The organism is Rhodococcus sp. IEGM 1366 (genome assembly GCF_033142425.1).
Classification (GTDB): Bacteria; Actinomycetota; Actinomycetes; order Mycobacteriales; family Mycobacteriaceae; genus Rhodococcus_F; species Rhodococcus_F globerula.
This window is the reverse complement of the sequence record NZ_JAWLRZ010000012.1, coordinates 12,484-27,033: the sequence shown is the minus strand read 5'-3', so window position 1 is coordinate 27,033 and position 14,550 is coordinate 12,484. Positions and strand designations below refer to the sequence as shown.

Below are 14,550 nucleotides of genomic sequence, written 5' to 3'. Positions count from 1 at the left end.
CCCGCGGCTGAGTGGAACCCGCTTCAGTCAGATTGCAGCTGCCGCCCGTGTCGGTATAGGAGCGGGAGTTGGCGGAACCACAACACTGTTCATCATCGTCGGTGGGATGCCCACCGAAGATTTGTATCATCTACTAGCACAACATGTCCCGGAGTCTATTCGATGAAGATCCCGATCCCGAATAGCTTCGCAAACGCTCTGCACGACCGAACATGCCACCAATAGGCCCGTATCGACAATCCAAGGAATCTGTCATGAACGACGTTGTCATCTGTGAACCCCTCCGCACACCGGTAGGCCGCTTCGGCGGTGTCTTCCGCGACATCGCACCGGAAGACCTCGCTTCCACCTTGATCACCGAACTCGTCTCGCGTACCGGAATTTCCGGTTCCGATGTGGACGACGTGATCTTGGGGCAGGCATCCCCGAGCGGTGAGGCCCCGGCCATCGGCCGCATTGCCGCGCTCAATGCTGGACTCGGCATCGATGTCCCCGGCATGCAGGTGGATCGGCGCTGCGGATCCGGTTTGCAGGCGATCATCGCGGCAGTCATGCAGGTTCAGTCCGGCGGTAGCGATCTGGTTCTCGCCGGCGGCGCCGAGTCCATGAGTGCGGCCGAGTTCTACGCCACCGGAATGCGTTGGGGTGTCAAGGGTGAAGCCGTGGCGCTCAGTGATCGTTTGGCCCGCGCCCGTGTCACTGCCGGCGGCCGCGATTTCCCGGTCCCTGGCGGCATGATCGAAACCGCAGAGAACTTGCGGGCAGAGTTCTCCATCAGCCGCGAGGATCAGGACGCATTAGCCGTGCAGTCTCATCAGCGCGCAGTCGCCGCCCAGAAGAATGGCGTCTTTGCCCAGGAAATCGTTCCGGTCTCCGTTCCCCAGCGCAAGGGTGATGCACTCCTCGTCGACACCGACGAGCATCCGCGCGCCGACACCTCGATGGAATCCCTTGCCCGCCTTCGCCCCATGCGCGGCAAGATCGATCCCGACTCTACCGTCACGGCCGGCAACGCGAGCGGTCAGAACGACGGCGCGGCACTCGCCATCGTCACCACCGCCGAGAAGGCACGCTCACTCGGTCTGCGTCCCCTTGCCCGCCTTGCCAGTTGGAGTGTTGCCGGTGTTCCGCCCCGCACCATGGGCATCGGCCCCGTTCCGGCGTCGGAGAAGGCACTTGGCCGCCTCGGCCTCACCTTGGCGGACATGGACGCCATCGAACTCAACGAAGCCTTTGCCGCACAGGCACTTGCAGTTCTGCGCACCTGGAAACTCGAAGCCGACGACCCCCGAATCAACCCCAACGGCTCCGGCATCTCACTCGGTCACCCTGTAGGTGCGACCGGCGGACGAATCCTCGCCACTCTGCTGCGCGAAATGGATCGACGGGAAGCCCGCTACGGCCTCGAAACCATGTGCATCGGCGGTGGCCAGGGACTGGCTGCCGTGTTCGAACGAGTCTGATGTGTTGCCGCGCCGACGGTGCACTTGTCGCGCGGAGCTGACGTCCGCCGATTCTCCTGTGCAGGTTGATGACCCGACCACATCCTGGTTGGCCGAGGTGAATGATTGCCGGAAGTCGTCCTCGATCGGGGTCGGACTCAGGCGAGCGTTCTGTCTCAAGTTTTTCGGGGAAGTTGGCTGATCTTATCCCTTCCCGCGAATTCTTCGACTGAGAGCGTGAGTGGAAGCATCGAGAGGAAATCACGGGTTGTGGGATTGTCGGATTAGATCATGACGTCTATTTCGGTATCGCCTGCGGTGAAGCGCACGACGGTCCCTTTGACCATGCCCACCTCGATTGCCGGGTCGGCAGAACTGCTCGCGGACGAAGGAACCGATGTGTTCGGCAGCGGGAAGCGTCGAATTCGAGGTGGAAGGTTCGAGGGGTGTCGCGTATCCGGTGACGGCGAACACGATGGCCAATGTTCCTGCGATGAGGAGCTTTTGTCGCAGGGGTTCCTTCATTCTCGTTTGCAGTTCACAGGTTCGGCGTGGTGAACGGCTCATCGCCTGCCGGTCGCTAAGCGGGTGAGTTCGCAAGGGGCAGCGCAGTAATGCGGGTGTGGCCGGAGTTTTGTTCGCGGCCACACCCTCAACTCCTAGCCTAGACGAGGGTTGCGATGTCGATGACGAACCGGTACCGAACATCGGAGGCAAGGACGCGTTCGTATGCGTCGTTGATGTGATCGGCGGCGATGAATTCGGTTTCGGGAGTGATGCCGTGCTCAGCGCAGAAGTCGAGCATTTCCTTAGGTCTCGCGGATGCCGCCGATCGCCGACCCGGCGAAGGAGCGGCGCCCCAGGATCAGCGAAAACACGTTCACCGGAAGCGGTTTCGACGGTGCGCCGACGTTCACCAGGGAACCGTCGAGTGTCAGCGACTGCAGGTAGGAGCTGATATCGATTTTCGCGCTGACGGTGTTCACTTTCAGATCGAAGGTGTCGGCGAGATTGGTGAACGTTGTCGGGTTACTGGTGGCGTCGAAGTGATCGGCGCCTAGACGCAAGCCGTCGTCCATTTTGCGTAGGGTTTGGGACGGGACGGCGACGTCGGCGCCCAGTGCGCGTGCGATCTGGTCTGCCATGTGGCCCAGCTGGCCACTGACTCCGGGATGCGCTTGCCGAATCCCGGATGGCATCACCGTACTGTCGTGGTCTACCCGGGTGTAGTACCCGTACGTCGCCGAAGTCTTTGTTGGACAGGTTGGCTCGGCCCGACAACGTCGATAAGCGTGCGACCGAACGTGTTCGTTGTGTCGACGTATGTGGGGTTTACACTGCGCTTATCGGGCTGGGGACTACCCGGCGCGACTGGCGTGGCCGTGCGCAGGAATCGCTTCAGTTCACAGAGAACGGGCGATCGATTCCGCCTGGGCCCCCAGTTTGGCCAACCGTAGGTCCGCGAATGGAGTGAGAACACCGCCCATTCTGTTCGTTACGAAGGCTAGGGACAAGCCGGTCTCCGGGTCCGCGAATGCGCCCGATCCGCCGAGGCCGTAGTGTCCGAAGGCGTGCACCGATTGACTGCGTTGGGCAACGAATGCCGAGTGGTAGCCGAGTCGCCAGTTCATCCGGATTCCAAGGACGTAGTCACGTGCAATTGTCTGCACCTCACCGAGCTGTTCGAGGGTCTCTTCCCCTAGGAACCGGTTACCTCCCACGACACCTCGGTTCGCGAGTGCTGCGTACATGCGGGCGAGGGCGCGTGCACTAAAAACGCCGTTCCATCCGGGCATGACGTAATCGTGGATGGAAGGATTGTGGACCAGTTTGTCGAATCCCTCCGGCATCCCTGCATCTGCGATATTTCGGAATGCCGGCATCCGTGCCAGCGCGGAGGAAGCGGTGTCCCATGGCATCCTGAAGGGGTTGATCTGAGGGAAGAGTTTCGCAATTCGATGGCGTTGATCTCCGGGTACCTGGAACCAGAACTCGTCGATTCCCAGGGGTTCCGCGATTTCGGTGCGGACAAGATCGGTGAATGATGTACCGGTTGCCCGGCTTGTAAGTTCTGCGACGAGGGAACCGAAGGTGACTGCATGATATCCGGGCGCAATGAGGCCGCGTCGGTCCGGTGTAGCTGACGCGAGAGCGCTGACAATGCAGTCGTGATCGAGCAGAGCCAACTGTCCCGGAACCAGGCCACGTACACGATGTAATCCGGCTTGGTGAGTCAACAGTTGCCGTACCGTGACGGCGTCCTTGCCAGCACTCGCGAACTCGGGCCAGTATTCGGCGACAGGTGCGTCGTATTCGATCAGCCCGCGTTCTGCGACACGGTGCAGAACCGTACTCGCAACACCTTTTCCGGTGGAGAAGGACATGGATACGGTCTCTGGTTGCCAGCGCGTGTCACGGGCCGCCCACCCAGACCAGATGTCGACAACTGGCTCGCCGCCGAAGTAGACCGCAAGCGCGCCGCCACCGCTCGAGGGCCGCTCGAAGAGTCGGAAGAACTGCCCGGCCAGCTGACCGAAACGAGGATCGACGAGCATAACGCGTTGCCCTGAAAGCTCGGAACGCATCGGCACCGGTATTTCAGTCGGGCGGATGCTCTCGACCTCACGGGGACTTGTCATGATGTGTACTTCTCATTCGATCGGAGGTCGTTGACTACTACCTCGCTGTGTGCAACACCGAATACAGCTGCAGGATTCCCTGTTAGCGCAGGGAGAACCGCGCGTGACCATGGCATCAGGCCTCCCAAGAATCGCCGGAACGCACTTGACCCTGAGAATCCCGCCCCGGACATCCGGACAGGTAGAGCCGAAGAACTCTCATGGCAAGGACTTCCGGCATGTTGATCGAGAACTCGGGCCGCCTGTCAAGACGAGCAGAAAGACCCTGTGGGCCGATCGGAAAAGAGCGCACGATAGGAGAAGAGGCGTGGGGCGCTGCGAGACCGGGCGTGTTCATTGCCGAAGGGAGAATGTAGGAGGCCTCGCTGTGATGTATACCCACCATCTCAGTAGTTGGGGTTGGGATTACGCACTGATGTTCATTGGTATGGCACTGTTTTGGAGTTTGTTGATCGTCGGAATCTTTCTGTTGATTCGTTATGTCGGACATGGATCCGATCCTCCACCTAGATCCCTACCGCGCCACAGTGCGGAGACGATGCTTGCCGAGCGGTTCGCACGTGGAGAGATCGACGAAGACGAGTACAAGAACCGCCTGACCGTTCTCAGGACACAATCATCTCCCTGAGTGACTCCACAGGGCGTAACGAAAGGAGTGATCGCAGTGAACGCGATGCAGACGTGTCACACCTTCATGATGTGTCTTCACAGTTTGGGCGTACTTCCGCCCATGCACATGATGCCGATGATGTGACTAGTCAATTCATCTGATTTGCAATGCAATTCGAGCAGTCCAATGAATTAGCCGAACGCTGGCGCGTCCCGTCTCGTAGCGGATTGAGGTCGACGTTGCCGCTCAGCGCGGAAGCAGGCGAGAAGTCCATGGTGGTCTCCGCGCGAATACTGCTGAATGTCAACACGATGCGATGCCCAGTGGCAGAAAGTACGGCGCAAGACGAACCGAGGAATAGAGCGAAATGGTCAAGCACTGGCTGGTGACGGACGCTGAAGGCAATGACATCCGAGAGCCTTACCGGACGCGGATCGCGGGGGCAGGTCGGCACCTTCCCGTCACACGGCTCACGACCGACGAATTGATGACGACAACACGGCATTCGACCCATATCGATCTCGAACGTTTGACCGGGATTCACGAGCGCCGCGTCAGTGTGGGTGATGAGGATTCCTACACCCTTGCAACGGCGGCCGCACGGGATGCCTTGGAGAAGTCGGGCCGTTCGATTGAGTCGATAGACGTAGTGATCAGCTGCAGCATCACCAAGTTTCGTGATGGTCTCACTCAATGGATTGAACCCACGATGAGCGGTGTCGTCGCGCGGGCTCTCGGAGCGAACAAGACCATGACGTTCGATCTTTCAAATGCATGCGCAGGGATGCTCACCGGTGTCATGGTGGCCAACAATTGGATACGCCAGGGTGTCGTCGAGCGGGCTTTGATCGTGAGTGGTGAATATATTTCCCAACTCGGCCGCAATGCCGCGCAACATATCCACAACATCATGAGTAAAGAGTTGGCCTCGTTGACACTGGGCGATGCGGGCGCAGCGCTTGTCCTCGAACGGGCGCCCGCCGGTGCCGTCGGGATCCGACTTGCCGGATTCACCACCGTGGCCGATTACAGCCGTTTATGTCTCGCTTACCCGAAGGGCGGTGCTCCGGGCGCTCGCATGTTTACCAATTCGCGCGCGATTCAGAAGGCAGCCATCGCCGACACCCCGCTGCTCCTACATGAGGTACTCGACTCACTCGAGCTGTCGATACACGACATCGACCATGTGATCACTCATCAGACTTCCGCGCGGGCAATCAAGAAGGGTATGGCTCAGATGGAGGCGTCGTTCGGAGACAGTCCGCGGCATGACGCGGTCATCACAGTCGACCGATACGGGAACACAGCGTCGACAACTCACACGGTGGCGTTGGTCGAGGAACTCGAGGCCGGCCGTATCCAGCCGGGAGAGACTGTCGCGTTGATCTCCTTGGCCTCTGGGTTGGAGATCGGGGTAGTTCTAGTGGAAATCGATGGAGAACTGGTGGCGCGCTATGGGAACGATCATTGAGCAGTTGTCCCTCACCCGGGGTGGATGGCGGAGTCGGCACAGTGCACTTCACCTCGCGTCAGCGGCGGCGCGGTCCTGCCTCGACAAGGCCGGATGTCGCCCCGACGACCTCGATCTCCTCCTGAACGCAGGTCTGTATCGCGACCGAAATCTCGGTGAACCGGCCCTTGCCGCTCTCATTCAAGACGATATCGGCGCCCATCCAGAGGATCCGCACACCGGCGACCATGGAACGTTCTCCTTCGATGTCGCGAACGGTACCTGTGGCGTGTTGACCGCGCTGCAGATTGTTGACGGATTTCTTCGTTCCCGTGTGATCGAACGCGCACTCGTCGTCGCCAGTGATGCCGACCCGGGGCACGGGCTCAGCGAGAGGTTTCCCTTCTCGGCAGTGGGGGGAGCGGCGTTGTGCTGCTGGACCGATGATCACTATGGGCTCGGCCAGGTGCATTGGGTGAATCGTATCGATGGAGGGGACTCGTTCCGGGCGACGGTTGGTCAGAACGACAACCGGAATGTGTTGCGTTTCCATGAGTCAAGTTCGCTCGACGAGGACTACGCTGCGGCGGGTTACGAAGCAGTCGCCACATGTCTGCAGGAGGCGAAACTGGAACTGGCAGAAGTCGATTCCGTCGTGGCCGCGCCCGCCCGCCCTGGGTTTCGGGCCGCACTGGCAGCAAAGCTGGGAATGCCGGAGTCGCGCGTCACCGTGGCTGACGCCGAGCACATGCACACCGCTGCACTGATCGCAGCTTTGGAGAGGGAAGAACGAGGACGTTCGACACGTGCACGCACAGTGCTCGTCGCAGTGGGAGCGGGTGTGACCGCAGGCGCCGCCCTGTACGACGGCCCGCCGATACCTGAGGAGAAGAGGGCGAGGCGACTATGGCGTCACGGAAGAATCATCGTTAAGGACCAGCGATCCGGCGTCGAGACCGCTCCCTGACACGTTCCGCAGTCGCCGCACAGCAAACGTGGAGCAATCGCTGGAGTAGTCGGCTCAGCATCTCGTCTTCGCCTTAGGCGCCGTTTCGCTTGATGCGAACTGGGTACCACACGAGATGGTTTAAGGAGAGTGACATGGATTCACGTGACGTCGATCTAGTGGTGTGGAGCGAATCCGAGAAACGTGAAGCGTGGTGGTGTGGGGTTATGGGAATCAATGCGGCCGTGCGGCATGGCGAGACAACAGATGTGAAGGAACTACCCGCCGGTAACCCTTCGACGGCGGCTAGCAGAACCGAGCGCCCACCGGCGTCGAGCCAAACCGTCAGCGCGGCCTGACCAGGCCGCGTCGCACGCGCCGCCCGGCAGAAACGGCTAAATCGGTTCCTCTGGAAACCGGAGAAACTGTTGTTATGAATCAGATTCACTGATTCATAACGGGATGCGTCACTGTTTGTCGCCACAGGAGTGGATGACACGTCATGGGGCTGACGCCGGTGGGCTGGCGGGCTGGCCGGGGAATGCCGCACTGTCCGGGATCATCAGCAGCGGACGATGGGTGTGGTGGATCAGGTGGGCTAAGACAGACTCACCGGATATGCGTTCGATGATCGAAGTGATCCCTCTCCGTGGTGTTCCGATGACAATCATCACCGCGTCGCATGCGTTTGCGGTGGCTGTCAGCAGTCTCCCGGGATCCTCCGGTGAGACCTCGTAGGACCAGGGACCGCCAAACGATGCGAGTGTGGCGCATGTTCGAGCGCGTTCGGATTCGAGTGTCTCGGCGAACTCGTGTTCGTAGCGTGGCGAGTCGGGTTCGATGGGGTAGTCGGCGAGATCGATGCTGTGGACCACGTGCAGTTCAGCGTTGAGTTGCCGAGCGAAGCCGATCGCGAACGCCAGTGCAGGATGGATGCCAGGGTGTGCGTCGACTCCGACCACGAGGTGACAGCACGGCGGGCGCTGGCATACCGGTCCGTCGATATGGATCGGTTCGAGGGCTCTCCGCCCAGCGTGGAAACGACGGCGCTTGCTATAGGCAGTCATGTCACCGGCCGCTGTTGGCGATCATCACTGGACATTGGGCGGCGTGGATGACTTCACGGCAAGTGTTTCCGAGGAGCATGCCGTTGAATCCGCCGCGGCCTCGTCGGCCCACCACCACCACCAACTGCGCGCGCCGGGAGTACTCGATCAGGTACTTGCCCGGCTGGACCATGGCCAGGACCGGACGCACTGTTACCTCGGGATACAGGTCTCGGAATTCTCGGAGATTTCCCTCGAGACGGTTTCGTTGATCGTTTTGGTGATCGATCCAGTCGGCATCGCGGAATGTTGGGAATACCACAGCGATGGTGATGTCGGACCAGGCGTGCACTGCGAGGAGGTCGACACCGCGCAAAGATGCTTCCGCGAATGCTGCTGTGATGGCAGGTCGACTGTGCTCGGTTCCGTCGACACCCAGCAGTATCGGGCGCCGAGAGTGGTTGGCCGGGGTCTGAGTCAATCCTCTGGCAATAATGAAGGGGCACAATGAGTGAACAGCTAGCGCCGAGCTGACGATGCTGCCAACGGATTCCTTCTGCGCGTGAGATCCGACTATCAGGATCGCGGCGTCCTGCGATGCGCGGCGGAGTGCGGGAATCGTGAGGTCGGTGCGCAGTTCGCAGTGGATGTTCAGCGGATGGCCCTCGACGGCTTTTCGGGCGAGTATTGTTGCCTGCGCCAACCTCTGTTCTGCTCTGCCTTCGTGGTCCTCGAAGAAGACGTTTGGAATGCTGAACGTGGTTCCGTAGGTGGTGGGGGTGAGAAACGCGGTTATCAATAGCAGCGGGGCCTCGCGTGCACCCCACCACACAGCCTCATCCGACTGTGGCGTTCCATCGATGCCTACGACAATGGGTGGATTGGTATTCACGTGATGCCTCCGACTGTCGGCGGGACTCGGTAGCGGTCGAACTTCCGGTGGGCTGCTCTTCCATCCTGAGAGGAGCGCTGTATCGACATCAGAGGAGAAAGTCATCTTCAGCGCATGTTGGTCGACGCTCTCGTCGTTCCAGGTAATGGGGGTCTGCCTCAGGGAGAGGTGATATCTGATCTCTTGTGGGGTGAGTGGCGCTTGAAGGACGTTCACCGTGTCGAAACCGTATCCTCGCGTCGACGGCACGACATTGTCCAGGTTCCTGAAGTCGTGACGCTGACGCCGAGATACCTCAACAGATCAGGTGCATCCCCGGACCATCAGTTTGGCCACAATTCCAGTCTGGGTAGCGCCGACGCTCGACATGTGCACACACGGTGCTTGGCAGTGGCGTGTGTACCGCCGCTGATGCAGATTCTGCGACCCGCGCGAGCGCGGCCCCGCACCGTACAGCATCCGATTCCCTAGGGGCCGCGCAGACATCGGCCAGCGACTTTTCAGAGGCCGGCTACGGTCCTTAGCCCCTATCCGGCTGACAGTGCACGGACAACGCTGGAAGTGAACCTAAACGATCGACACGCACTACGCCGAACCGACGGGGCCACCCATGGATATCATCGACCGTTCACTCAACGTCGATCGTCCACCGAACTTCATGGACTACGAAGGCGAACGGAAACGCTTTTCCTGGACCGAGATTAACCGTGAACTCGGTTGGGCCCCTGGGGGATGCAACATCGCCTACTATGCGGTCGACCGGCATGCCGACGGACCACTGCGGGACGAGACAGCCTTCCGCGTCATCGGGCCCTCGGGGGAGTCCACAGACTTGACAACGAGTGATATCAGCTTCGGCGAATTAGCCAAACGGTCGAGGACCTTCACCAATGTGCTCCGGAAACTCGGGGTCGACAAAGGTGATCCGGTGTTCCTTTACATGGGACGCATCTCGGAGTTGTACACCGTGTTCTTCGGCGCACTACGCAACGGATGCATCGTTTCACCGATGTTCTCCGCATTCGGTCCGGAACCCCTCGCGACCCGTATCAGGCTCGGTGGCGCCAGGGTCCTCGTCACCACAGAACGCCTCTACCGCCAACGTGTGGAGAAGATTCGCGCAGATCTCCCGACGCTGCGCCACGTGCTGTTGATCGGTACAAGTGATACACCTACCGACCTTCCAGGAACGATCGACTTGCACACCGCGATGTCGGAAGTCGACGACGATGCAGAGATCACACCGACAACCGCTGACGACATCGCTCTGCTTCATTTCACCAGCGGAACCACGGGAGCACCCAAGGGCGCCATCCATGTCCACGGCGCTGTCGCAACACATTTCGCGACCGGGCGCTACGCGCTTGATCTGCACTCGACCGACACGTACTGGTGCAGCGCCGACCCCGGCTGGGTAACCGGAACGTCGTACGGCGTCATCACCCCGCTACTGCACGGCGTCACGTCCGTCGTAGACACCGAAGAGTTCAACGCCGAGCGGTGGTACCGCATCCTTGAACAGTTGAAGGTGACGGTCTGGTACACCGCCCCCACAGCCATTCGTATGTTGATGAAATACGGATCGGATCTTGCGCGCGAATTTTCCTTCCCGACACTGAGATTCATCGCCAGTGTCGGCGAACCCCTCAACCCCGATGCAGTGCTGTGGGGCCGAGACGTACTCGGCCACCCGATTCACGACAACTGGTGGCAGACAGAAACCGGCGGAATCATGATCGCCAACACCCCAGGATTCGCCATCAAACCAGGGTCGATGGGGCGTCCGCTACCCGGTGTCGGCGCCGGTGTCGTCACCCGATCCGCGGACGGCACGGTCTCCGTCGTCGAAGAACCCGGCGTCGAGGGTGAACTCGCCCTCCGACGTGGGTGGCCGGCCATGTTCCGCGGGTATCTACACGACGACGAACGCTACCGTAAGTGCTTTTCCGGCGAATGGTACCTGACCGGTGATCTCGCCAAACGCGATGCCGACGGCTACTTCTGGTTCGTCGGCCGCGCTGATGACGTCATCAAATCGGCAGGGCACCTTATCGGCCCGTTCGAGGTAGAAAACGTCCTCACCGAGCATCCGGCGGTTGCCGAAGCAGGAGTGATCGGAAAACCGGACGCGATCGTCGGCGAGGTTGTGAAAGCCTTCGTGGCGGTCAAGAGCGGGTGGAAGCCCGACGACGCGCTCCGTCGAGAACTGCTCGGATATGCACGAACAAAGCTCGGAGCCGCGGTCGCACCCAAAGAAATCGAATTCGTCGACGTGCTGCCCCACACACGAAGCGGCAAGATCATGCGGCGGTTGCTCAAGGCCAGAGAACTCGGGTTGCCGGAGGGTGACACATCGACGCTCGAGAGCGACGACAGTAGGTCGACGCAGACGAGCGAAGGTGAATGACTGTGAACACCTTTGCTTACGACAAGGCCTTCGCAGTCGAGCTTCTCACCGACATGCTCCGTATTAGACGACTCGAAGAAAAGGCCGCAGAACTGTACGGCGCGGGGAAGATTCGCGGGTTCCTGCACCTGTACGTCGGCGAGGAAGCTGTCGCAGTTGGCGCACTACACGCATTACTGCCAGAAGATTCGGTGGTTGCCACGTATCGCGAACACGGCCACGCACTCATCCATGGGGTGCCGATGAACGCAATCATGGCGGAAATGTTCGGAAAACGCGAGGGCTGTTCGCGAGGCAGGGGCGGCTCCATGCACCTGTTCGACGCGAAGACACATTTCTACGGTGGCAACGCTATCGTCGCCGGCGGCATCCCCCTTGCCGTAGGGCTGGCGATGGCGGACAAGATGCAGGGACGAAAGAGCATTACCGCTTGCTTTTTCGGAGAAGGAGCCATGGCCGAAGGAGCCTTCCACGAATCGATGAATCTGGCATCCCTGTGGCAACTTCCGGTGCTGTTCTGTTGTGAGAACAACCTGTACGCCATGGGTACCGCACTCGCACGGTCCGAGTCCCAGACAGATTTGTGCGTCAAGGCTGCTTCCTTCGACGTCCCGACCCTGCGGGCCGACGGAATGGATGTCATTGCGAGCCTCGAAGCCGCGCGGGCGGGCGCGGCCCATGTACGGGCAACTGAGGGGCCTCACTTCGTAGAGTTTCAGACTTACCGCTTCCGCGCGCACTCGATGTTCGATCCGGAACTGTATCGAGACAAAGCGGAAGTCGACGCGTGGAAGGCACGTGGCCCGATCCACACATTCTCAGCTCGACTGAAAGGGCTGGGCCTGTTCAGCGAGACGGAATTCCTTCGAATCGACGATGCCGTAGCAGCGGAAGTGGACGCCGCTGTCGCTTTCGCTGAAGCCGGCACCTGGGAGTCACCCGAGGACCTCCTGCGAGATGTCCTGACTCCCGCGGATGCGGCGAAGGAGACCTGATGAAGACAAGTTACCGCGAAGCGATGCGGGAGGCGATCCGCGAAGCGATGTCGGCAGATGACCGTGTCTTCCTGATGGGGGAGGACATCGGTCGTTACGGAGGCACGTACGCAGTCTCGAAAGGGCTGCTCGCCGAGTTCGGACCCGACCGTATCCGAGACGCGCCACTGTCGGAATTGGGATTCGTCGGTGTCGGGATCGGCGCGGCGATCGGTGGGATGCGGCCGATCGTCGAAATCATGACGGTCAATTTCAGCTTGCTGGCACTTGACCAGATCGTGAACACAGCAGCGTCGATACGACACATGTCCGGCGGACAATTCTCGGTGCCGGTCGTTATCCGGATGGCTACCGGTGCAGGTCGACAACTTGCGGCCCAGCACTCCCACAGTCTCGAGAATTGGTATGCCCACATCCCCGGGATTCGTGTGCTCGCTCCCGCAACGGTGACCGACGCCCGCGGCATGCTCGCCCAAGCCCTCGCGGATCCGGATCCGGTGATCATCTTCGAGCACGTCGGGCTATACAACAGTGTCGCAGATATCGACTGGCCGCAGCCCGTCGATATCGACTCCGCGAAGGTTCGTCGAGTCGGCAAGGACATCACCTTGATCAGCTACGGCGGGTCCATGCCCAAGACCTTGGCTGCAGCAGACACACTCGCCGAGGAGGGCCTTGATGCCGAGGTGCTCGACCTCCGCGTCCTACGACCACTCGATACCGAGGCAATCACATCATCTGTGAGCAAGACTCACCGAGCTGTGGTCGTCGACGAAGGTTGGCGCAGTGGAAGTCTGGCATCTGAAGTTATGACTCGCATCGTGGAGACAGCGTTCTACGAACTCGACGCGCCACCGCGTCGAGTATGCAGCGCGGAAGTTCCCGTGCCGTACCCGAAACACCTCGAGCAGGCTGCTATCCCGCAGATAGAGACGATCGTGTCCACGGCGCGGAACGTGACAGGTGATCGGTGACGTGAGGAACCCCCATGTTTGATTTCGTACTGCCTTCCCTCGGCTCCGATATGGAGGAGGGCACACTCACCGACTGGCTGGTCAAGCCGGGCGAGGAAGTCGAACGCGGTCAAGCCGTCGCAACGGTAGACACCGTGAAAGCAGCAGTGGACGTGGAAATCTGGCAGAAAGGAACGATATATCAATTGCTGATCGAACCCGGGACGACCGTGTCGGTGGGGACTGCCATGGCTACGCTCCTCGCTCCAGGCGAGTCCGCTCCCGACACGGCTCCGGAGCCGAAACCATTGCAGGACAAAGCGGAACCGCAACGACGAATTCGTGTATCCCCGGTGGCGCGCCGAGAAGCTGAGAAACTCGGCATCGACATCGCCTCACTCGAGGGAACAGGACCGCTCTCGTCAGTAACACTGAACGATGTGCTCAATGCCGCGCATTCGAGGACTTCGGAACCAACCGAGGTCGTTGCCGCAGACAAGGTCAAGGAGATGCGCCGGGCAATCGCAGCATCGATGAGCCGGTCCAAGCGCGAGATACCGCACTACTACTTGACCGACCACATCCCCTTGGAAGCTGCTGCCGCTTGGCTCGAACGTGAAAACACCGGTCGCCCGGTGACTGAGCGCCTGTTGGCCGCTGTGCTGCAACTCAAGGCGGTTGCACTTGCAGCGCAACGCTTCCCCGAGATGAACGGGTTCTGGCAGGACGGCGAGTTCCGACCCCACAAGTCCGTGCACGTGGGTGTTGCGATATCTCTGCGTCAAGGAGGTCTGGTCGCCCCGGCCATTCACGACACCGCTGACAAACCCCTCCGACAACTGATGGCCGAGTTGACAGACTTGGTGGCACGCGCACGTGCCGGGTCGATGCGCAGCTCCGAGATGTCGGATCCGACACTGACGGTGACGAACCTGGGCGAACGCAGCGTCGAAGCAGTCCTCGGAGTCATATACCCGCCGCAAGTGGCGCTGGTCGGATTCGGCCAGATCGCCGAGCGGCCGTGGGTTGATGACGGACAACTGTGTGTTCACAAAGTGGTCACCTCATCGCTCGCAGCCGACCACAGAGCTTCCGACGGGCACCGCGGAGCTCAGTTCCTGACCGCAATCCGTGAACTGCTGCAACATCCGCAAGATCTGTAAAGGAGCT

The 14,550-nt window shown here is 60.5% G+C and carries 11 protein-coding genes and 2 pseudogenes; 8 read left to right on the top strand and 5 right to left on the bottom strand.

All coding sequences use genetic code 11. The features are described from left to right. Nucleotides 1-254: 254 nt before the first annotated feature. Nucleotides 255-1,463, top strand: a complete 1,209-nt coding sequence (locus R4P64_RS28970) for an acetyl-CoA C-acetyltransferase (protein ID WP_317823610.1) — start codon at nucleotides 255-257, stop codon at nucleotides 1,461-1,463. 155 nt (nucleotides 1,464-1,618) lie between these two features. On the opposite strand, the pseudogene R4P64_RS34045 reads toward R4P64_RS28970, so the two are convergent. The 3 genes and pseudogenes from R4P64_RS34045 to R4P64_RS28960 form a co-directional block, all read right to left on the bottom strand. Further along, nucleotides 1,619-1,711: pseudogene (locus R4P64_RS34045) on the bottom strand (cyclophilin-like fold protein); the annotation flags it as partial. Nucleotides 1,712-2,106: 395 nt separating this feature from the next. After that, a pseudogene (locus R4P64_RS28965) lies at nucleotides 2,107-2,602 on the bottom strand (zinc-binding dehydrogenase); the annotation flags it as partial. 243 nt (nucleotides 2,603-2,845) lie between these two features. Further along, nucleotides 2,846-4,027 carry a serine hydrolase domain-containing protein gene (locus tag R4P64_RS28960; protein ID WP_317823704.1) on the bottom strand — a complete coding sequence of 394 codons (1,182 nt, stop codon included), beginning with the start codon at nucleotides 4,025-4,027 and terminating at the stop codon, nucleotides 2,846-2,848. A 1,031-nt stretch (nucleotides 4,028-5,058) separates the two neighbouring features. On the opposite strand from R4P64_RS28960, the gene R4P64_RS28950 reads away from it, so the two are divergent. From R4P64_RS28950 to R4P64_RS28940, 3 genes are all read left to right on the top strand, one after another. Further along, nucleotides 5,059-6,162, top strand: a complete 1,104-nt coding sequence (locus R4P64_RS28950; protein ID WP_033236211.1) for a 3-oxoacyl-ACP synthase III family protein — start codon at nucleotides 5,059-5,061, stop codon at nucleotides 6,160-6,162. Then, nucleotides 6,146-7,108 carry a 3-oxoacyl-[acyl-carrier-protein] synthase III C-terminal domain-containing protein gene (locus R4P64_RS28945; RefSeq protein WP_317823608.1) on the top strand — a complete coding sequence of 321 codons (963 nt, stop codon included), beginning with the start codon at nucleotides 6,146-6,148 and terminating at the stop codon, nucleotides 7,106-7,108. Before R4P64_RS28950 ends, R4P64_RS28945 begins: the two co-directional genes overlap by 17 nt. A gap of 134 nt (nucleotides 7,109-7,242) precedes the next feature. Beyond that, nucleotides 7,243-7,446, top strand: a complete 204-nt coding sequence (locus tag R4P64_RS28940; protein WP_317823607.1) for a hypothetical protein — start codon at nucleotides 7,243-7,245, stop codon at nucleotides 7,444-7,446. Nucleotides 7,447-7,587: 141 nt separating this feature from the next. On the opposite strand, the gene R4P64_RS28935 is transcribed toward R4P64_RS28940, so the two are convergent. Both R4P64_RS28935 and R4P64_RS28930 read right to left on the bottom strand, forming a co-directional pair. After that, nucleotides 7,588-8,154 (bottom strand): universal stress protein, encoded by a 567-nt coding sequence (locus R4P64_RS28935; RefSeq protein ID WP_317823606.1) that lies wholly within the window; start codon nucleotides 8,152-8,154, stop codon nucleotides 7,588-7,590. 1 nt (nucleotide 8,155) lies between these two features. Next, on the bottom strand, nucleotides 8,156-9,025 hold the full coding sequence (locus R4P64_RS28930; RefSeq protein ID WP_317823605.1) for a universal stress protein: 870 nt from the start codon (nucleotides 9,023-9,025) through the stop codon (nucleotides 8,156-8,158). 610 nt (nucleotides 9,026-9,635) lie between these two features. On the opposite strand from R4P64_RS28930, the gene acsA reads away from it, so the two are divergent. From acsA to R4P64_RS28910, 4 genes are read left to right on the top strand one after another with little or no spacing between them, the layout of a single operon-like run. Continuing rightward, nucleotides 9,636-11,432, top strand: coding sequence for an acetate--CoA ligase (acsA, locus tag R4P64_RS28925; protein ID WP_317823604.1), 1,797 nt, complete (start codon nucleotides 9,636-9,638; stop codon nucleotides 11,430-11,432). Then, nucleotides 11,429-12,427: a pyruvate dehydrogenase (acetyl-transferring) E1 component subunit alpha gene (gene pdhA, locus R4P64_RS28920; RefSeq protein ID WP_411742716.1), complete on the top strand. Its 999-nt coding sequence runs from the start codon at nucleotides 11,429-11,431 to the stop codon at nucleotides 12,425-12,427. The genes acsA and pdhA overlap by 4 nt, the downstream gene beginning before the upstream one ends. Beyond that, on the top strand, nucleotides 12,427-13,401 hold the full coding sequence (locus tag R4P64_RS28915) for an alpha-ketoacid dehydrogenase subunit beta (protein WP_045067609.1): 975 nt from the start codon (nucleotides 12,427-12,429) through the stop codon (nucleotides 13,399-13,401). Before pdhA ends, R4P64_RS28915 begins: the two co-directional genes overlap by 1 nt. Nucleotides 13,402-13,415: 14 nt before the next feature. Continuing rightward, a complete protein-coding gene (locus R4P64_RS28910; protein ID WP_317823602.1) occupies nucleotides 13,416-14,543 on the top strand; it encodes a dihydrolipoamide acetyltransferase family protein in 1,128 nt (375 codons plus the stop codon). Nucleotides 14,544-14,550 lie beyond the last annotated feature (7 nt).

Coding starts and splice junctions, on each gene's coding strand:
- acsA (WP_317823604.1), top strand. CDS start 9,636: ATGGATATCATCGACCGTTCACTCAACGTCGATCGTCCACCGAACTTC.
- R4P64_RS28950 (WP_033236211.1), top strand. CDS start 5,059: ATGGTCAAGCACTGGCTGGTGACGGACGCTGAAGGCAATGACATCCGA.
- R4P64_RS28945 (WP_317823608.1), top strand. CDS start 6,146: ATGGGAACGATCATTGAGCAGTTGTCCCTCACCCGGGGTGGATGGCGG.
- pdhA (WP_411742716.1), top strand. CDS start 11,429: ATGACTGTGAACACCTTTGCTTACGACAAGGCCTTCGCAGTCGAGCTT.
- R4P64_RS28970 (WP_317823610.1), top strand. CDS start 255: ATGAACGACGTTGTCATCTGTGAACCCCTCCGCACACCGGTAGGCCGC.
- R4P64_RS28935 (WP_317823606.1), bottom strand. CDS start 8,154: ATGACTGCCTATAGCAAGCGCCGTCGTTTCCACGCTGGGCGGAGAGCC.
- R4P64_RS28960 (WP_317823704.1), bottom strand. CDS start 4,027: ATGCGTTCCGAGCTTTCAGGGCAACGCGTTATGCTCGTCGATCCTCGT.
- R4P64_RS28915 (WP_045067609.1), top strand. CDS start 12,427: ATGAAGACAAGTTACCGCGAAGCGATGCGGGAGGCGATCCGCGAAGCG.
- R4P64_RS28910 (WP_317823602.1), top strand. CDS start 13,416: ATGTTTGATTTCGTACTGCCTTCCCTCGGCTCCGATATGGAGGAGGGC.
- R4P64_RS28940 (WP_317823607.1), top strand. CDS start 7,243: ATGGATTCACGTGACGTCGATCTAGTGGTGTGGAGCGAATCCGAGAAA.